Raw genomic sequence first — 18,981 nt, 5'->3', positions numbered from 1 at the left:
CTTCCCGATCCCGGGGCTCTGCCCCGGACCCCGCTCCTCAATCGCCGGAGGGGCTCTGAAGAGCCCGTCCGGCGATTGGCCCCTAAAGGGTGTTGCACAACGGCGATCACGTTCAGATCCGGCCACCAACCACGAGGTCAACTGCCCGATTCGGTACCCGTTTTCGCTGGTCTGGTCGGCACCGCTAAACGGTCGCGAAAGATCGTTCGGTCGTTGTGCAACACGCTTTAGGGCCTGTCGTTAAACTCCCTCCGTCGCCCGGAGGGCGGCCCCGCGGCGTCAGGCGCGTGCTCTCGGCGTGCCGGGCGCGGACCCTCGTACTGGACGTACTTGGGTCTGCGTCCGGTGCGGCGAGAGGGCGTGCATGGCGTCGCGGGGCAGGAGGGAGTTTGACGACAGGCCCTAGCCCCCGAGCTCCCGGTACCGCGCCGTCAACGCCTCCGCGCCGGACGGCGTGAGCGCCCCGTACAGTCGCAGCCGCGAGATCCCCCCGTCGGGAAAGATGTCCACGCGCGCGTGGGTACCGATGGCCGCCGCGGCGAGGACGAAGCGGTGGCTGGTGTCGGGCTGGAGCCGGGTGCGGGGCAGGATCTCCACCCACTCGCCGGACTCGCCGTCCCGTACGGACACCGAGGCCCATCCGGCGGAGTTTCCCTTGAGGTACGCGGTGTCGATCTCCAGGGCGCGGATCTCGGACTGCGCGGCGAGGCGGTAGCGGATCCAGTCGTGCCCGCGGTCGCGCCGCCGCCGCGTCTCCCAGCCGTCGTCCATCTTCCGGGAGCGCCCGGGCTGGATGGTGTTGGTGGCGGGCGAGTAGAAGCGGTCGGACGCGTCCTCGACCTGACCGCCGTTCTCCAGGGCGACGACGTCGAGGGTGCCGAGGGCGGTCAGCCAGGCGGGGTCGGCGAGGACTTCGCCGTACACGCGAAGGCGCGCGATGCCGCCGTCGGGGTGCTGGTTGACACGGAGGTGTGTGAACCGCTGCGGCACGTCCACGGCGAACCCGTTGGCCGCGTGGCCGCCGACGGGGGTGCGGGGCACGAGGGTGGTCCACTTGACGTCGTCGGCGAGAAGTTCCGTCGGCGTGGGCGAACCCTCCACGCTGGTGCCCTCGACCGACACCGCCTGCGGATAGTTGCCGCGGAAGTGCGCGGTGTCGATCACGAGGCCGTGGATGACGCCGGGCGCGCCGAGCCGGACGAGCGCCCAGTCGTGGTCGTCCTCGGTGGGCCAGGGCTGCTCGGCACGGATCCCGCGCCGCCGTCGGGTCTCCCAGCCGTCCATGACCTTGCCCTTGTGGCCGAAGTGCTCGGGGTCGAACTCGGCGTCGTTGGGCAGCAGCAGGTTCTCGCGCATGGCGAAGAACTCGTCGTTGGCGGCGATGACACCGGCACCGAGCTGGCGGTCCGCGAGGTTCGCGTACTGGATGAAGGGGAAGTCGGCGGTGCGGTAGTCGGCGTAGGGGTCGCCGCCGCCGTAGGGGTTCGCGTCGCCGGTGAAGCCGGATATCGGTGTCGCCGTCACGGTGATCAGTTCTTCCTTTCCAGAAGTCGGCCCGCCGGTTCGGTGAACTCGCCGTCGGACACGATGCGTTGGCCGCGCAGCCAGGTGGACTTCACTACGCCGCTGAGCGTCTTGCCCGCGTAGGCGGTGACGCGGTTGCGGTGCTGGAGCCGCGCGGGGTCCACGGTGAAGGTCTCGTCGGGCGCGAGGACCGCGAAGTCGGCGTCGCGGCCGGCCTCGATGGCGCCCTTCTGTTCCAGGCCGACCAGGCGCGCCGTGTGCGTGGACATCCAGCGCACGACGTCCTCAAGGCCGTACCCGCGGGCGCGGGCGGCGGTCCACACGGCGGGCAGGCTCAACTGGAGCCCGGAGATGCCGCCCCAGGCGGTCGCGAAGTCGGCCGTCTTGAGGTCGGCGGTGGACGGGGAGTGGTCGGTCACGACACAGTCGATGGTGCCGTCGGCGAGCGCCTGCCACAGCAGGTCCTGGTTGGCGGCCTCACGGATGGGCGGGCAGCACTTGAACTCGCTGGCGCCGTCGGGGACTTCCTCGGCGGTCAGGGTGAGGTAGTGCGGGCAGGTCTCCACGGTGAGCCTGACGCCCTCGCGCTTGGCGGCGGCGATCAGCGGCAGGGCGTCGGAGGACGACAGGTGCAGGACGTGCACGCGGGCACCGATGCGCTTGGCGAGGGTGATCAGGCCCTCGATCGCGGTGTCCTCACTGACGCGCGGGCGCGTGTCGAGGAAGTCCGCGTACCGGGGACCCCCCTTCCCCGAGGCGGAGGCGGCGGCCAGCTCGTGCGGGTCCTCGGCGTGCACGATGAGCAGACCCCCGAAACCGGCGATCTCCCCCATGGACACGGCCAGTTGATCCTGCGTCAGCTCGGGGAACTCCTCCACACCCGAGGGCGAGAGAAAGCACTTGAACCCGAACACCCCCGCGTCGTGCAGCGGCCGCAGATCCTGCACGTTGTCGGGCAGCGCGCCGCCCCAGAAGCCGACGTCGACGTGCGCCTTGGAGGCGGCGACGTCCTTCTTCGTACGGAGGCCCGCGACCGACGTGGTCGGCGGCAGGGAGTTGAGGGGCATGTCGACCAGCGTCGTGATGCCACCGGCCGCCGCGGCGCGGGTGGCGGTCCAGAAGCCCTCCCACTCGGTACGGCCCGGGTCGTTGACGTGGACGTGGGTGTCGACGAGTCCCGGCAGCAGCACGTCGTCGCCGAAGTCCTCGATACGCGCGTGCGTCGGCACCGCCGCGTCATGGTCGCGCACCGCCACGATCGTGCCGTCCGAGACGGCGACGGACGCGGCACGCGTCCCCTCCGGGGTGATGACGCGCGTCGAGCGCAGCACCAGATCCACGTCGGCCACCGCGACCCCTCTCTGTTCGGTCTCCCGGCCTTCCGGCCAGCGGAATTCAACGTTCTGTTGAAGAAGTTTTCCCCTCGGGACGCACCCCGTCAAGGGCCTATACGTTTCCACAAAGTGGAAGTAGAATTCCGCACACCAGAACGTAGCTACGCACAACGCGGACCGTCAAGGGAAGCCGGGACCCCACCCCGAAGACCGGACAAACGCCCACCGAAGCACCCACCACCCACCCCCTCGACCGGCACCGACGTGACGACGGCGCCGGGGCTCCCCCGGAGAGTGCCCGGTAGGCTGCTGCCTTGCCTGCCATCCTGTAAGGCCCTGAAAGGAACGCGCCGTGCCGACGTCAAGCGCCAGCACCACCGAGGCCGCGAAGTCCTCCGCGACCCCCGCGAGCGGGGGCGTGCAGTCCCTCGAGCGCGCCTTCGACCTGCTCGAGCGGATGGCGGACGCGGGTGGCGAGGTCGGCCTGAGCGAGCTGTCCGCGAGCAGCGGCCTTCCGCTGCCGACGATCCACCGGCTGATGCGCACGCTCGTCGCCTGCGGGTACGTACGCCAGCAGCCCAACCGCCGCTACGCGCTCGGCCCGCGCCTGATCCGCCTCGGTGAGTCCGCGTCCCGGCTGCTCGGCACCTGGGCGCGGCCCTATCTCGCCCGCCTCGTCGAGGAGACCGGCGAGACGGCGAACATGGCCCTGCTCGACGGCGACGAGATCGTGTACGTGGCGCAGGTGCCGTCCAAGCACTCCATGCGGATGTTCACCGAGGTGGGGCGGCGGGTTCTGCCGCACTCCACCGGCGTCGGCAAGGCGCTGCTCGCGCACACCCCGCCGGAGGAGGTGCGCGCCCTCCTTGCCCGTACGGGCATGCCCGCCGCCACGGAGAAGACCATCACCACCCCCGACGGTTTCCTCGACGCCCTCGAAGAGGTGCGCCGCGCGGGGTTCGCCGTCGACGACAACGAACAGGAAATCGGCGTCCGGTGCCTCGCCGTGCCCGTGCCCGACTCCCCCACCGCCGCCGCCATCTCCATCTCCGGCCCCGCGGGCCGTGTCACCGAGGCCGCCACCGAGAAGATCGTGCCGATCCTGCAGCAGGTGGCCGCGGAACTCTCCGAGGCCTTGGCCACGTCCGCTCCGTCAGCCTGACCCACCCGCCCGCCCGCCCCTGGGGCTCCGCCCCACCCCGTATCGGCGCTCCGCGCCTCGTCCTCAATCGCCGGACGGGCTATACGATCTGCGCCGCACCGGCGAAAAATCGAGCCCGTCCGGCGATTGAGGACGAGGCCGCAGGCCGATAACGGGGGTCTGGGGCGGAGCCCCAGGATCGGAGAAGGGGCGCCCGCGCGCGGAGCGCGCTGATGGATACAGCGGGGCGCCCCGCGCAGGACCACCCCGCGGTCACTCGGGAAGCAGCGGCCCCCCGAAGAGCTCAACCGCTCCCCTGACACCCGCGAGGGGAACGGCCAGGGCGCTGACCGAGCCGATGGAGCTCGCGACGAGCAGCAGGGAACGCCGCAGCCGACGCGGCTCAGGAACACCCGCCGCAGCCATACCGGCCAACGCCGCTAACTCGTCCTCGGCTATCGCCCGGTCCGGAAACTCCCCGGGATGCGCGGCGAGTTGCCGGCGCAGTCGGGACACGGCCGCCCGCAGCTCCGCCACCCGCGGATCCCCGGAACTCTCCGCCACCGTTCTCTGCCCAACGCTCCGCAACACAGCTCTCCCCCTCACACGTCGTTGTACGCCTTTCGCGCGTGCGGGCCCGGGCGGACCCGCCGCGGCGCCGGCCGGACACCGAAGGGGCGCGGGCAGCGTGCGGCCACGCGGCCACGCACGTGTCACTTTCGGCCACGCCCCCGGCCGGAACAGGGTCCCCAGAACCCATGCGGTAAGCAAGAGTCATGACCGAATCACTGACCGGATCGCCGACCGAATCGCCGACCGGGCCACCCACCGGACCACTGGCCGAACCGCCGTCGCCCTCCGCCCCCGCCGCCTCGTCCGAGGTCGTCGGCCTGCTGCTCGCGGCGGGTGGCGGACGGCGTCTCGGCGGCTGCCCGAAGGCGCTCCTTGAGCACCGGGGCGAGTTGTTCGTGGAGCGTGCGGCGCGGGCGCTGCGCAACGGCGGCTGCACCCGGGTGCACATCGTGCTCGGCGCCACCGCCGATGTCGTACGGGAGCGGGCGAAGCTGCCGGGGTGCACGCTCGTGGACAACCCGGACTGGCACGAGGGCATGGGGTCCTCGCTGCGGGCGGGCCTGGCGTCGCTGCGCGGGTCGGGGGCGGGGGCGGTGCTCGTGTGCCTGGTGGACCAGCCGGGCATCGGCGCGGCGGCGGTGTCGCGGGTGCGGGCCGCCTTCCGCTCCACGGCGACGCTCGCGGCGGCGACATACGGGGGTGAGCGCGGCCATCCGGTCCTGTTCGGCGCGGACCACTGGGACGGCATCACGGTGAGCGCGACCGGCGACCGGGGCGCCCGGGCCTACCTCAAGGAGTTCGCGGCGGCCGTAACCGCCGTTGAGTGCGGGGACGTGGCGGACCCGTACGACATCGACACCATGTCGGACCTGACCCACTTGGAGTGACCGGCATGGCACTCAGCGCCATGTTCTGTCGACGGAGAGAATCTCGACATCAACAATCGATTGAACTTCCACCATAAGAAAACTAGTATCCACTGCTCAGAAGCGCCTGTCCCGGTGGACGGCGCCCGCAGCCGTATCTCGGCCCCGCGGCACCGAGTGCCGTGACGACCGCCCGGCGGCCCGCGGCGCACCGCTCCGCCCGTGACGCAAGCCCGTGCCGCAAGCTCGCTGAAGGAAGTGACAGCTCATGTCCGCACCAGCGCCGTCCCCGCTGGCCATCGTCGACGCCGAGCCCCTGCCCCGGCAGGAAGAGGTCCTCACCCCCGCGGCCCTCGCCTTCGTGGCCGAGCTGCACCGGCAGTTCACACCCCGCCGTGACGAGCTCCTCACCCGCCGCGCGGAGCGCCGCGTCGAGATCGCCCGCACCTCGACCCTGGACTTCCTGCCGGAGACGGCCGCGATCCGCGCGGACGACTCCTGGAAGGTCGCTCCCGCCCCGGCCGCCCTGAACGACCGCCGGGTGGAGATCACCGGTCCCACCGACCGCAAGATGACCATCAACGCGCTCAACTCCGGCGCGAAGGTCTGGCTCGCCGACTTCGAGGACGCCTCGGCCCCCACCTGGGAGAACGTGATCCTCGGCCAGCGCAACCTCACCGACGCCTATGAGCGCCGCATCGACTTCACCGACGAGCGCACCGGCAAGTCGTACGCCCTCAAGGACGCCGCCGAACTCGCCACCGTCGTGATGCGTCCGCGCGGCTGGCACCTGGACGAGCGGCACCTGACCGACGAGGCGGGACGCCCGGTGCCGGGCGCGCTCGTCGACTTCGGCCTGTACTTCTTCCACAACGCCCAGCGCCTGCTCGACCTCGGCAAGGGTCCGTACTTCTACCTCCCGAAGACGGAGTCGCACCTGGAGGCCCGCCTCTGGAACGACATCTTCGTCTTCGCGCAGGACTACGTCGGCATCCCTCAAGGCACCGTCCGCGCCACCGTCCTCATCGAGACCATCACGGCCGCGTACGAGATGGAGGAGATCCTGTACGAGCTGCGGGACCACGCCTCCGGTCTGAACGCGGGGCGCTGGGACTACCTCTTCTCCATCGTCAAGAACTTCCGTGACGGCGGCAGGAAGTTCGTGCTGCCGGACCGCAACGCGGTCACGATGACGGCGCCGTTCATGCGCGCCTACACCGAACTCCTCGTCCGCACCTGCCACAAGCGCGGCGCGCACGCGATCGGCGGCATGGCGGCGTTCATCCCGTCCCGCAAGGACGCCGAGGTCAACAAGGTCGCCTTCGAGAAGGTCCGCGCCGACAAGGACCGCGAGGCGGGCGACGGCTTCGACGGCTCCTGGGTCGCCCACCCCGACCTCGTCCCCATCGCCATGGAGTCCTTCGACAGGGTCCTCGGCGACCGGCCGAACCAGAAGGGCCGCCTGCGCGAGGACGTCAGCGTCGCCCCCGGCGACCTGATCGCGATCGACTCCCTCGACGCGAGCCCCACCTACGACGGCCTCGTCAACGCCGTCCAGGTCGGCATCCGCTACATCGAGGCCTGGCTGCGCGGCCTCGGCGCCGTCGCCATCTTCAACCTCATGGAGGACGCGGCCACCGCCGAGATCTCCCGCTCCCAGATCTGGCAGTGGATCAACGCGGGCGTCGTCTTCGAGGACGGCAGGCCCGCCACGGCGGAGCTGACCCGCGAGATCGCCGCCGCCGAACTCGACGCCATCCGCACCGAGATCGGCGCGGACGCCTTCGCGGCGGGCAAGTGGCAGGAGGCCCATGACCTCCTCCTCCAGGTCTCCCTGGACGCGGACTACGCGGACTTCCTGACGCTGCCCGCGTACGAGCGGCTGCGCTGAATCCGCCGGTACGCAGGCCGCCGCCCCGGTGCCGTTCGGTGCCGGGGCGGTGCCGTTCGGTGCCGGGGCGGCGCCGTTCGGTGCCGGGGCGGCGCCGTTCGGTGCCGGGGCGGCGCCGTTCGGTGCCGGGGCGGCGCCGTCAGTCCTCGGCCACGGGCACGCCGAACCGCCCGCGTTCCTCGGCGGTCAGGGCGCGCGGGTCGTCGCCCGCGGCGTCCAGGAGGGACGTACAGGTGAGCGCGTCGGACCGCTCGGGCAGTGTCCACACGGACCGAACGTGGTTCTCGCCCGTCACCGCGAAGCGGCGGTCGTCGAGCCAGCGGGCGTCGAGCGCCATGACCGCGTCCGTCCGGGCCACCGCCAGGCACTCCCCCGTGGCGGCCTGCCAGAACCGCACCCAGTGGATTCCGGTGGTCGCCAGGTGACGGCCGTCGGGCGACCACGCCAGGTTCGCGCCGCCGTCACCGCCCCGGACGGTGCGCACGAGTTCGTCACCGGAGGCGATCTCGTGGACGCTCATCCTTGAGTCCTGCCCGAGCCGGGCGACCGCCCGGCCGTCCGGCGACCAGCAGAGCGCGACCGCCGTGCCGGTGGCCGTGGCGACCGTCGCCGTCCTGGCACCCGTGCGCGGGTTCCAGACGGTCAGCGGCCCGTCCTTCGTCACCCCGGCGAGCGCGCTGCCGCCGGGACTCCACGCCAGCACGCCGCACAACCGGTCGTCGGCGTCCATGACGGCGACGCGGGTCCCCGTCGCGGGGTCCCACACCTCGACACGGTCGGGCTCGCTCAGCCAGAAGTCCCGCCCCAGCGTCGCCAGTGCCGTGCCGTCGGGGGACCACGCGCAGACGGCGGGCACATTCGAGGCCGGGTCGAGCCGGGCGGTGCGGGTCCCGCGCGTCGCGTCCCATAGCTCCACCCGGTCCTTGAACGAGACGGCGACGAGGTCGCCGTCGGGCATCCATGCCACCTTGACCGGGCGGGGGTCCTCCGCCCTCATGATCTGCGCGGGCAGGGGCGAGGCCCCCGTACGGACCATCCGCACGGACCCTGAGCCCCTCACGACGGCGGCCACGCGGTCGCCGTCCCACGAGACGTCGCTCAGCGTCCCGGTCGCCGGGGCGCACTGCCGCCCGGAGGACACGTCGAGGATGACGGCGGCGCCGCCCGACGTCCATGCCAGTTGTGCGGAGTCGCCACTCCACGCGAGCGCGTCGGCGCTCGCGTCGAGGACGCGCGGCGCGTGCCGCTCCGCCAAGGTGGCGGCGTCGCACACCGTCATGCGCGCACCGGCCGCCGCCGACTCCGCGACAGCGATGAACCGGCCGTCGGGCGACCAGGAGAGCGCCGACACCGGTCCGGCCGTCCCCCGCTCCGCGACGACGGCGCCGTCCCGTGCGGAGACGACGTGCAGGAGCTCTCCGGACCCCATCGCGACCCTCTCGCCGTCCGGCGCCCAGTCGACGCAGGCTTCCGGCAACCGGCCCGCCCCGGACCGCGGGAGCACCCAGAGGGTCGTGGCGTCCGCGATCCGCACCACCCTCAGGACGTCCCACTCCACGACCATCAGGTGTGTCGCGTCGGGAGACCACTTCAGCCCGGAAACCCCCGCGCCGTCCAGGACCCACTGGGCGACCGGGCCGCCTCCCGCGGCGGCGAGTTCCACGATGCCGACGCCGGACCCGGTGAACGAGGCCGCCGCCCACCTGCCGTCGCGGGAGACCGCCACCGCGTTCGGACCGTAGTCGTCCGTCCTCGCGAGGTGGCCGGGGTCGCCGAACCTGCGGACCTCCAGCGGCCCCGGGGGCTGCGCCGCCACCCAGTACGCGTCGCCCCCGCCGACCCCGGCCTTGAGCAACTGCCCGAGTCCCACGGCCTCCTGACCGGCCAGGTCCCCCTCGGCCGTCCACGTGACGATCCGGCCGTCCTCCCCGATGGTCCGCAGCGTCCCGGAGGTACGGTCCCAGCCGAGCGCGAGGATCTTCCCGGCGTGCCCGAACGCGAGGTGCTCGGTGTCGGGGGGACGCGTGATGCCCCAGAGGGTCAGCGTGGAGGCCGGCGTGGCGCCGTACTCGCGTACGGCGGTGGCGGCCAGCGCGAGCGCGAGTCCGGGTTCGTCCCCGGCCGCGTGCACCTGCTGGGCCCATACCGCCAGGGCGTCCGCCCGTGCGTCGGATTCCCGCCGCTCCTGCCGGAGGGAGGCCGCGACCAGGTCGAGGGCCGCCGCCGAGACGCTGTGCCCGGCCGTCACGTCCACCGCCCGGGTGAGGCTCCGGCCGCGCAGCAGTTCGTCTCCGGACATGCCGCGCGACCGCCAGGCGGCCGCCCTGCGTTCGAGGTCCGTGACCAGGCGCAGGACCTCCTCGTGGCGGGCGATGAGGTCGCGCAGGCGCGGCCAGTGCCGCAGTACGGCCTCGTGGACGAGGTCGAAGGCGTCGCCGGAGTCGGTCTCGGTCAGCAGACGGGCCCCGCGCAGTGCTTCGGCGATCTCCCGCCGCGGTCCGTCGAGGGTGCCCGCGGCCACGACCTTGCGGCCGCACCCGCGTTCGTCCCACGAGACGAACTCGATCAGGAGCGCGTCGATCGTCTCCGCCGGGTGCGCCTGCGCGATGCGCGCGTACGCGACTTCGGCGTGCCGCCCGATCGCCTCGGCCAACGGGCCTTTTTCCGCGAGGAGTTCGAGCCCGACACCGGAGCCGGAGGGCGCCGACTCGTAGAGGTCGCGCAGCAGTTGGCCGAGCAGGGGCAGGGTGTTGCCCGCGGTCGCCTCGGCGGCGAGGAGTTCCACCACCTCCGCGTCGATGTGCACCCCGGCCGCCTTCGCGGGTCCGGTGATCGCCGCGCGGGTCTGGACCGCGCCCAGGGGCGGGAGCAGCACCCGGGCGCGGAAGAGGTCCGCGTGCGGGCCCGTGGCCGCCTCGCGCAGGTTCTCGGTCGGCAGCGCGGCCAGGACGTGGAGCTGCGGGTGGGTGCGCAGTGCCGCCCGCAGCAGGCCGAGGAAGAGGGCGCGTTCGTCCTCCGGCACGAGGCGGAAGACCTCCTCCAGTTGGTCCAGGGCCAGGACCGTGCGGGCCCGGCGCCCCTGCACCGACAGGAGGGCGGCGGCCAGCGCGGCGGGGTGGCCCCCGTCCGGTGACGCCGCGGCTGCCACCGCGTCGGCACGCAGCGCGGCGGCGAGGTGCTCGACGGCGGCCGGGCCGTCCGCGGTGGACCGGTCCGCGGCCAGCGTCTGGGCGAGGGCGAGGAAAGGCAGGGCGCCGGGGCGCATCGGTCCGAGCACCGCGTGGTGGCCGCGCAGGCGGGGCAGCGCTCCCGCGGCGAGGAGGGACGACTTGCCGCTTCCGGAGGGGCCGACGACGGTGGTCCAGCGCTCCGCGACCGCTCGGCCGCCGCTCACGCGGTCCACGATCTCGGCCGTCTCCGCCTCGCGTCCGAAGAACACCTCCGCCCGGTCCGCCCCGTAGGCCTCAAGTCCCGGGTAGGGGCTGTCCGACCGGGTCCAGGGCACACGGCGCCGCTCCGCTCTGCGCCGTGCGTACTCCCACCCGGCCACCGCGCCGATCGCAAGCGGCAGCCAGAGGGCCGCGTACCGCTCGTTCAGGGGCAGTGGCCCCCACCACGCGGCGGGCTCGGCCGTCACCAGGTTCGTGCCGAAGCCGAGGACCACCCCGATGAGCAGCGCCTTCAGGTCGAGCGGGGTCCTGCCGGGCGGCGACGACCGCATCCCCGGCCCCCTCCCCCGCGCCCGGCACCGGCGCTCGCTACTTCTCCGAGTGGCCGAGGCTCCGACCCGGCGCCACGGCGTCGCGCACCAGGCGCTTGACGGCCGTCGGCTCCGGGAATCCCTGCTCCTTACGGTCCCACACCGGCTCGCCGTCCACACGGACGACGAAGACCCCGCCCGTGCCCGGCTTCAGGGCGAGGTCGGTCAGCTCCGTCTCGAAGGTGGTCAGGAGTTCCTGGGCGAGCCAGGCGGCGCGGGGCAGCCAGCGGCACTGGGTGCAGTACTCGATCTCGACGCGGTGGGCCCGTGGGGTCTCGGTGCTGTCGGTCATGGGTACCTCTTCGCGGGGCGCGGGTCGGGTTTGCCGTGCAGGTCGGGGACCCGCTTGAGCCAGGCGGGGCGGGAGGCCTCGGTGGCCTCGGCGCGGCGTACGTCCTCGGCGGCGAGCTGGGCGCGGGAGGGGAAGTCGGTGGGGAGCCAGGCGGCGGAGGCGCGGGCGCGGGCCGTGAGGTAGGTGACGTAGGCGTCGCGGAGTTCGTCGGGCGAGGTGAAGCCGGGCTCGTCGGTCAGCCAGGCGTCGGGGACGTCCGCCGTGATCTCGCGCAGCAGGTCCTCGGTCACCAGCGGCGCCAGTTCGGCGTCGGCCCGGCGGGTGTCGGGGCCGTAGCGGCCGAGGGCGTGCTGGCGGAAGTCGTACGCCTTCTCGGCGGTGGCGAGGACCGACGCGGCGTCCCAGCGGTGGTGGAAGACCAGGGCGGCGCCGTGGTCGATGAGCCACAGCTTCGGCGGCCGGACGCCGAACGTGGGCCACACCATGAGGTTCGAGCTGTGCACCGTGCGGTCGACGTTCGCGGTCAGCGCGTCGAGCCAGACGACCTTGCCCGCTTCCTCCGGGTCCACGTCGAGTTCGGTGTCCGGGGTGAAGTCCCGCGCCCCGGGCAGATAGTCCATGCCCAGGTTGACGCCCGCGCTCCCGCGCAGCAGGTCCTGGACCTCCTGGTGCGGTTCGTCCGCGGCGACCGCGGGGTCGAAGTGGGCGAGCACGAGGTCGGGCACGCGCAGGCCGAGGCGGCGCGCCAGCTCACCGACGATGATCTCGGCGACCAGCGCCTTGCGGCCCTGCGCGGAGCCGGTGAACTTCAGGACATAGGTCCCGAGGTCGTCGGCCTCGACGACTCCGGGCACGGAGCCGCCCGCCCGCAGAGCCTCGATATAGCGGGTAGCAGTGACCTCTCTCAGCATTCTCCCAGCCCATCCGCCCCTCTGGGCTCGCCGTCCCTGCTCGGCCTCGGACGTGGAGGGTCTGCTGCCTTCCTTCCGGCTCCGAGCGCAGGGGGAGCATAGTAACCGGGGGTGATCATGAACGAGTAACGCCCGCCCCCGCGGCCGTATCGAGGCTCTGGCCGAGCCGGACCGCCATGCCGTCGAGGACGATGCCAAGACCGAACTCGAGCGCGTCGATGCGCGCGGTACCCGGATCGGCGTTGAGCTGCGCCTGTTCCGCCACCCGCGCCTTGAGGCGGGGGAACTGCGCCACGATCTGGTCGGCGCTGGCCGCGGCCTCCTGCAACCGCTGCCGGACCGCCTCGTTGTCCTGGTGGCTCTTCAGCAACCGGGCCTGCGCGGAGTCCTGGTAGGCGGCACCGATCACCAGCGTGAACAGGGTGTTGACCGCCCAGTCGAGGTCGACGCCGGTGAACCCCGCGGTCTCGAAGATCGCGTAGCTGTGGTCCTGGTAGCGGGCCATCCCGACGCCGTAGGCCAGACAACTGGGGATCGCGGGAATCAGCCAGTGATGGGTCACCCCGAGGTCGTACGTGCTGCGTGCGAGCTCGGTGGCGGCTCGCCGCCACCCCACCTCCGCGGGGTCCAGCAAGGAGATCCTGCCCCAGATCCGGTCGCTGGCCAGAGCTATCAGGTTCTCCTTGCTCTGCACGTGCCAGTACACCGACGTCGCGGCCGAGCCGAGGCTCTGTCCGAGTCGACGCATGCTGAGGCCGTCGAGGCCTTCCTCGTCGAGCAGCGAGATGGCGGCACTGACGATGTGCCCCTGGTTCAGGGTTCGACGGGTCATGGGCCCAGCCTAACTTGAACAGTGTCCGAGACTCACTTGCGTGCCACTCGGAGCCTCCCGTACGGTGTTCAAGTACGGACTTGAACAGTGTACGAGGAGTGGCTGACGATGACTGAGGCGACGGTTGCCCCCGCGGTGCGGGTGCGCGGGTTGTGCAAGTCCTACGGCTCGAAACAGGTTCTCGCGGGCGTGGATCTCGACGTGCCCCCAGGCACCGTGTTCGCCCTGCTGGGGCCGAACGGCGCCGGCAAGACCACCACGGTGCACATCCTGAGCACCCTCGTTCAGCCCGACGCGGGCGAAGCCCAGGTGGCCGGTCACGACCTGCGGAAAGATCCCGACGCCGTCCGCTCGGCCATCGGGCTCACCGGTCAGTTCGCGGCAGTGGACAAACAGCTCACCGGCGAGGAGAACCTGCGCCTGATCGCCAGGCTCCGGCACCTCGACCGGGCGGCGGCCCAGCGCCGGATCGCCGACCTCCTTGAGCTGTTCGAACTCAGCGAAGCGGCACGCAAACCGCTGCACACCTACTCCGGCGGCATGCGCCGCAAGCTCGACCTGGCGCTGACCCTGCTGGACCGGCCGCAGATCATCTTCCTGGACGAGCCCACCACCGGGCTCGACCCGCGCAGCCGACAGGCGATGTGGGACATCGTCCGCGACGTCGTCGCCCAGGGGACCACGGTCCTCCTCACCACGCAGTATCTGGAGGAGGCCGACCAACTGGCCGACTGGATCGCCGTCCTGGACGGCGGCAGGCTCGTCGCCGACGGCACCTCGGAGCAGCTCAAGGCCCGGATCGGCGGAGGGCGGATCGAGCTGCGTTTCGACACCGCCGCCACCCTCGACGCCGCGGCCCGGGCGGTGCCGGGATCGACCCGGGAGGACGAGACCCTGACCCTCACCGCCCCGATGGACGCCCTCGGCACCCGCTCGATCCGCACGGTCCTCGGCCAACTGGACCGGGCGCGGATCGAACCGCTCTCCCTGGGCGTGCAGACCCCCAACCTCGACGACGTGTTCCTCGCTCTGACCGGCGCGACCGGCAAGTCCGGCGCGACCGGCAAGAAGGAAGAGAGCGTGACCCGATGAGCACCACCCTCGCCCCCGCTCCGCGCAGGTCGGCCACGCACCCGCTCACCGACACCCTCACCATGCTGGGACGCAACCTCAAACGGATGCAGCGCAACCCGACGCAGGTGATCGTCGTGATCGCCGTGCCGGTGATCTTCCTGGTGCTGTTCGTCTACGTCTTCGGCAACACCATCGGCGCCGGCATCGGGGCCCACGGGACCGAGCGCTATCTGACCTATGTCGTCCCCGGCGTCCTCGTCCTGGGCATCTCCGCCGGCTCCCAGACGACCTCCGTCACGGTGAACACCGACATGACGGAGGGGATCATCGCGCGCTTCCGCACCATGGCCATCGCCCGCGGCGCCGTACTGACCGGCCATGTCATCGGATCCATGATCCAGACACTCCTCGGCATGGTCGGTGTCATGAGCATCGCGCTGCTGCTCGGCTACCGGCCCGACGCGAACGCCGCGGACTGGCTCGGCGCGGCCGCGGTGCTCGCCATGATCGCCTTCGCCCTGAGCTGGCTGGCCGTCGCCCTGGGCACCTCCGCGGGCTCCGCGTCGGTCGCGAGCAACCTGCCCATGCCCTTGGTGCTGCTGCCGTTCCTGGGCAGCGGCTTCGTGCCGGCCGGCACGATGCCCGACGGACTGCGCTGGTTCTCGGAGCACCAGCCCTTCACTCCGTTCATCGACGCCGTCAGGGGCCTGCTCGACGGCGAGGCCGCCGGCAAGGACATCGTGCTCACCGCCGTCTGGTGCGGTGCGATCGCCCTTGTCGGCTACTTCTGGGCACTGGCCCAGTACAACCGGAAATCCGTCCGGTGAGCAGAAGGGGCCTCCGTCCCCGGTGCCCCTCTTTTGACGACGCCGCCGACGGCATGTCCGAGCCCGGCCGGGAGCAGCACACGGAGAACCGGTGCGCCGGGTCTGTCGCAGGCATCGAACGCGAAGGGAGCAGGGACATGTCCGATGGCACGCTCGAGCGGAGTGCCGGCCAGGTGGAGCAGCGGGACTGGCCGTGCGTGCACGAACTGGTCGGTGAGCGCGCCCGGGCGGCCCCCGAGGCGGTCGCCGTGGTCGCGACCGGGAAGCTGGGTGGGCGCCATCCCCACCAACGACGGTGCCACGCTGGTCGGCGCGTACTTCCCGCAACACCGGTTCGGGCAGGTGCGCGGCGACGCGCTCGGGGCGTTGCTCGACGCGGTCGGGAAGACCGCGCCGGAGCTGCGCGAGCAGATGGCCGACGGGCATATGGTCGAGCGGCTGCACGGCACGGGTGACCAGCGGAACTTCTTCCGGAAGGCGGCCGGCAGCGGGTGGGTGCTGGTGGGAGACGCCGGGCACCACAAGGACTCCATCACCGCACGGGGCATCACGGACGCCTTCCGGCAGGTCCAGTTGCTCGTCGACTGCGTCGGCGACGGACTGCACGACCCCCGGCTGCTCGGCCGCGCGCTCGACAGCTTCGCCGTGCGGCGCGACGACCTGCTGATGGCCGACTACCGCAACACGCTCACCACCGCCGCGCTCGCCGCGAGCAAGCATCAGATCGATCTGCTCCGGGTGATCGCGGGCAGCGCCGAACTCACCGACCGCTACTTCTCGGCGATGTCCGGGGCCTGCCCGGCGGACGAGTTCGTCACGCCCGAGCTGCTCGACCTCCTGGCATCGGGGTGAGGCCGGGTCACACTCCGAGCCGACGCTCGGCGCGGACGTCCTGACACCCCTCGCACCGGGGCATGGACCAGGGACCCGGCTCCCAGGAGCCGGGCCCCTCCTGCCGGATGGGGGCCGCGGGAAGCAGAAGCGCCTTCGGCGCCGACCACCACGGCCGGCGCCCGCGACGGCTTTTTTGGAGCGGACGGACCTTGATCCATAGGATCCGCTGATGATCACCAGAAAACGGTTCGCGGCGGGGCTCTGTGCCCTGTTCGCGGCCCTGAGCATGGGGCTCGCCCCGACCGTCGCGTACGCGGCCGACGAACCGGACGACTCCGCGACCGCCGAGGGCGGGGCGAAGCCCAAGGTCGAGCTCGTGCTCGACGTGAGCGGTTCGATGCGGGCCCGCGACATCGACGGCAAGAGCCGGATGGCCGCCGCGAAGCAGGCCTTCAACGAAGTCCTCGACGCCACCCCCGAGGACGTCGAGCTGGGCATCCGCACCCTCGGCGCCAACTACCGCGGCGATGACCGCAGGACCGGCTGCAAGGACACCGAGCAGCTCTACCCCGTGGGCCCGCTGGACCGCGGGGACGCCAAGACCGCCGTGGCCACGCTCTCGCCCACCGGCTTCACACCGATCGGCCCGGCCCTGCTGAAGGCCGCCGACGACCTGAAGGGCGGCGAGGGTTCCCGCCGCATCGTCCTCATCAGCGACGGCGAGGACACCTGTCAGCCCCTCGACCCGTGCGAGGTGGCGCGGGAGATCGCCGCCAAGGGCATCAACCTCACCATCGACACCCTCGGCCTGGTTCCGAACACCAAGATGCGGGCCCAGTTGAGCTGCATCGCGGAGGCCACCGGCGGCACCTACACCTCCGTCCGGCACACCGACGAACTCACCGACCGGGTGGGCCAGTTGGTGGACCGCGCGGCCGATCCGGTCGTCAACCCCGTCGCCGTGAAGGGCGCCGACCGGTGTTCGGCCGCGCCGGAGCTGAAGCCCGGCCTGTACACCGACCGCGCCGGGTTCGGCGAGCACCGCTGGTACCGCGTGGACGTGGCGCCCGGCAAGGAGCTGCGCGCTTCGGTGAGCGTCGGCGCCGACCGGGCCGTGAACAACGACTACGGCGTGCTGTTGCGCGCGGTCACCGAGCACGACCGCGAGATCGTGCGCGGCTCGGAGGCGGGCGACGGCCGCACCGACGTCATCTCGACGGGCCTGCGCTACCCGAAGCCGGAGCGCGACGACGACGACGCGGCCGACTCCGCCGACTCCGCCGACTCCGCCGACTCCGCCGACAACAAGGAGACCGTCTGCCTCCAGGTGTCCCACTCCTATTCGCCCGCCGCCGGTGCCGCCGCCAAGGGCAAGCCCGGCCTGCCCGTCGAGCTGACTGTCGACGTCGTGGACGCGCCCGACGGCCCGTCCGACGTGGCGGCCTTCGGCCTCGGCCGCGGCTGGTGGCTGCTCGGCGCCCTGGTGCTCACCGGCTTTGTGGGCGGTGTGCTGTGGGGCTGGCTCGCGCGCTGGCGCGTCGCTGTCTGGAGGACGAACTGATGCGTACGAAGCGACTGCTGACGGCCGTGGGACTGCTCGGCCTGAGCGCACTGCTCACCTCCGGGGCGGCCTTCGCGGCCTCCGGCGACGGGAGCGAGGGGGGCGGCGGGAACGGCAAGGGCGACAGGCGCGCCGACGCGGGCACGTCCTTCCGTACGGCGACCGCCATCGAGCAGGGCCAGAAGGGCACGGCCGACGCGTCCACCGGTGACTACCTGTACTGGTCCTTCCCTGCGGACTCCGGTCAGCGGCCCACGGTCAAGGCAACCGTGAAGCTGCCCGAGTCCGCGTCGGGCGCGTCCGGCGCGAAGTGGCGTATCGACGTGTACGACGGCCTGAGGCGACGTCAGCCCTGCATGTACGGCATGCAGGCGCGTCCGGCGGCCGCGGGCCCGGTGGAGCTCGCCTGCACCCTGCGCACGGTGCGCGCCTGGTCGGATCCGTGGGCCGCCGACCCGCTGCCCGGCACGTACTACGTACGCCTGACGGCGACCGGCCTGCGCACCGCCGACCTCGGCCAGCCGGTCACCGCCGAGGTCGAGGCCACGTCGAAGGACATCGGCGGCTCGGCGGCGGTGGACGGCACCCTGGGCGCCCCGCTGGTGCCGGGCACCGAACGCTCCCCCGCCGAGCCGGAGGACGGCTGGTCGTCGGGCTGGTGGACGAGCCGGTGGATCTGGACGGGGGCGGGAGGAATCCTGGCGGCCCTGGCGGGCGTGGGCGGCTACACCCTGACGCGCGGCAGAAGAGCAGTTTCCAGCCCGTAACCGGGGGCATTTCCAGCCCGTCCGGCGTTTGAGGACGAGGCGCGGAGCGCCGATAGAGCGGGGGTCCAGGGGGCGACAGCCCCCGGTTACGGTGAAGGGGTGGGCCTGGGGCGCCCCGCGAGGGCACAGCCCCACCCCTTCACCCCACCCGCAACGCCTTGGCGAGGGCCCCGTCCCCGCTGACGGCGATCCGCCCGCCCCGCACCCCCTCGGCCACGCCCAGCACCCCACGCCCGACCTCGACGGCTACCCCCGAGTCCAGGACCAGCCGCGCGTCGGGCACCCCGGGCGCGGGCCCGTCCCCGTACGAGACGACGCCGTCACCCCCCACCCGTACGTGGAACTCACCCTCCGGCAGGCACACCTCCAAAAGCCCCTCCTCCAGGGCGACGGCATCGAGGAGCGGCAACGCGAACCAGTGCGCCCGCACCGCGTCCGTGGGGGTACGGTCCCCCAGGTCGTCGGCGCCCCACCGGGCGAGCGCCCGGAGCACGGGCAGCAGCTCCCGCCCGCGCGGGGTGAGTTCGTAGACGTACGCGGAGACCGGCGCGGGCAACCTGCGCCGCTCGGCGAGGCCCCCCTGCTCCATGTCCTTGAGCCGCGAGGCGAGCATGTCCGTGCTGACGCCGGGCAGGTCGGCGTGCAGGTCGGTGTAGCGGCGGGGCCCGGCGAGCAGCTCCCGGACGATCAGCAGGGTCCAGCGGTCGCCGACGGTGTCGAGGGCGCGGGCGGCGGCGCAGTACTGGTCGTAGCTTCGGCGCGGTCGGGCCGACGGTCGAGGTGGCATGCGTCGC

The 18,981-nt window shown here is 72.4% G+C and carries 16 protein-coding genes; 8 read left to right on the top strand and 8 right to left on the bottom strand.

What is annotated here, in order from left to right:
- Positions 1–402: 402 nt before the first annotated feature.
- Positions 403–1,524: an allantoicase gene (alc, locus tag IG78_RS0119640; RefSeq protein ID WP_030564988.1), complete on the bottom strand. Its 1,122-nt coding sequence runs from the start codon at positions 1,522–1,524 to the stop codon at positions 403–405.
- Between the two features lie 5 nt (positions 1,525–1,529).
- On the bottom strand, positions 1,530–2,873 hold the full coding sequence (gene allB, locus IG78_RS0119635; protein WP_030564985.1) for an allantoinase AllB: 1,344 nt from the start codon (positions 2,871–2,873) through the stop codon (positions 1,530–1,532).
- A 337-nt stretch (positions 2,874–3,210) separates the two neighbouring features.
- On the opposite strand from allB, the gene IG78_RS0119630 reads away from it, so the two are divergent.
- The gene (locus IG78_RS0119630; protein WP_030564983.1) at positions 3,211–4,020 is read left to right on the top strand and encodes an IclR family transcriptional regulator; all 810 of its coding nucleotides are present in this window, start codon (positions 3,211–3,213) and stop codon (positions 4,018–4,020) included.
- A gap of 252 nt (positions 4,021–4,272) precedes the next feature.
- Here the strand turns inward: IG78_RS0119630 and IG78_RS0119625 are convergent, their stop codons facing one another.
- Positions 4,273–4,590, bottom strand: coding sequence for a DUF5955 family protein (locus IG78_RS0119625; RefSeq protein WP_030564981.1), 318 nt, complete (start codon positions 4,588–4,590; stop codon positions 4,273–4,275).
- A gap of 185 nt (positions 4,591–4,775) precedes the next feature.
- On the opposite strand from IG78_RS0119625, the gene IG78_RS0119620 reads away from it, so the two are divergent.
- Entirely contained in the window at positions 4,776–5,459 is a 684-nt protein-coding gene (locus tag IG78_RS0119620) for a nucleotidyltransferase family protein (RefSeq protein WP_078965254.1), read from the top strand.
- Positions 5,460–5,706: 247 nt separating this feature from the next.
- The gene (gene aceB / locus IG78_RS0119615; protein ID WP_030564977.1) at positions 5,707–7,329 is read left to right on the top strand and encodes a malate synthase A; all 1,623 of its coding nucleotides are present in this window, start codon (positions 5,707–5,709) and stop codon (positions 7,327–7,329) included.
- A 139-nt stretch (positions 7,330–7,468) separates the two neighbouring features.
- Here aceB and IG78_RS0119610 read toward each other — a convergent pair whose 3' ends face one another.
- From IG78_RS0119610 to IG78_RS0119595, 4 genes are all read right to left on the bottom strand, one after another.
- Positions 7,469–11,050 (bottom strand): AAA family ATPase, encoded by a 3,582-nt coding sequence (locus IG78_RS0119610; protein ID WP_030564975.1) that lies wholly within the window; start codon positions 11,048–11,050, stop codon positions 7,469–7,471.
- Between the two features lie 37 nt (positions 11,051–11,087).
- Entirely contained in the window at positions 11,088–11,381 is a 294-nt protein-coding gene (locus IG78_RS0119605; protein ID WP_030564973.1) for an Rdx family protein, read from the bottom strand.
- A complete protein-coding gene (locus IG78_RS0119600) occupies positions 11,378–12,292 on the bottom strand; it encodes a HipA family kinase (RefSeq protein WP_030564971.1) in 915 nt (304 codons plus the stop codon). Before IG78_RS0119600 ends, IG78_RS0119605 begins: the two co-directional genes overlap by 4 nt.
- A gap of 115 nt (positions 12,293–12,407) precedes the next feature.
- Positions 12,408–13,124, bottom strand: a complete 717-nt coding sequence (locus IG78_RS0119595; protein WP_030564969.1) for a TetR/AcrR family transcriptional regulator — start codon at positions 13,122–13,124, stop codon at positions 12,408–12,410.
- Positions 13,125–13,232: 108 nt separating this feature from the next.
- Between IG78_RS0119595 and IG78_RS0119590 the strand changes: the two genes are divergently transcribed.
- The 5 genes from IG78_RS0119590 (at position 13,233) to IG78_RS0119570 (ending at position 18,187) form a co-directional block, all read left to right on the top strand.
- Complete coding sequence (locus IG78_RS0119590; protein ID WP_199813279.1) at positions 13,233–14,216, top strand: ATP-binding cassette domain-containing protein; 984 nt, start codon at positions 13,233–13,235, stop codon at positions 14,214–14,216.
- Positions 14,213–15,025, top strand: a complete 813-nt coding sequence (locus IG78_RS0119585) for an ABC transporter permease (protein ID WP_030564965.1) — start codon at positions 14,213–14,215, stop codon at positions 15,023–15,025. The genes IG78_RS0119590 and IG78_RS0119585 overlap by 4 nt, the downstream gene beginning before the upstream one ends.
- Positions 15,026–15,295: 270 nt before the next feature.
- Entirely contained in the window at positions 15,296–15,877 is a 582-nt protein-coding gene (locus IG78_RS0119580; protein WP_199813278.1) for an NAD(P)/FAD-dependent oxidoreductase, read from the top strand.
- Between the two features lie 211 nt (positions 15,878–16,088).
- Positions 16,089–17,420, top strand: a complete 1,332-nt coding sequence (locus tag IG78_RS0119575; protein ID WP_030564961.1) for a VWA domain-containing protein — start codon at positions 16,089–16,091, stop codon at positions 17,418–17,420.
- Positions 17,420–18,187, top strand: coding sequence for a hypothetical protein (locus IG78_RS0119570; protein WP_030564959.1), 768 nt, complete (start codon positions 17,420–17,422; stop codon positions 18,185–18,187). Before IG78_RS0119575 ends, IG78_RS0119570 begins: the two co-directional genes overlap by 1 nt.
- Positions 18,188–18,326: 139 nt before the next feature.
- Here the strand turns inward: IG78_RS0119570 and IG78_RS0119565 are convergent, their stop codons facing one another.
- On the bottom strand, positions 18,327–18,974 hold the full coding sequence (locus IG78_RS0119565; RefSeq protein WP_030564957.1) for a winged helix-turn-helix transcriptional regulator: 648 nt from the start codon (positions 18,972–18,974) through the stop codon (positions 18,327–18,329).
- Between the last annotated feature and the right edge of the window lie 7 nt (positions 18,975–18,981).

Source organism: Streptomyces aureocirculatus (assembly GCF_000720475.1).
GTDB classification, from domain to species: domain Bacteria; phylum Actinomycetota; class Actinomycetes; order Streptomycetales; family Streptomycetaceae; genus Streptomyces; species Streptomyces aureocirculatus.
Note: the sequence above shows the minus strand (reverse complement) of the source record. Positions and strands in the feature narration are given on the sequence as shown.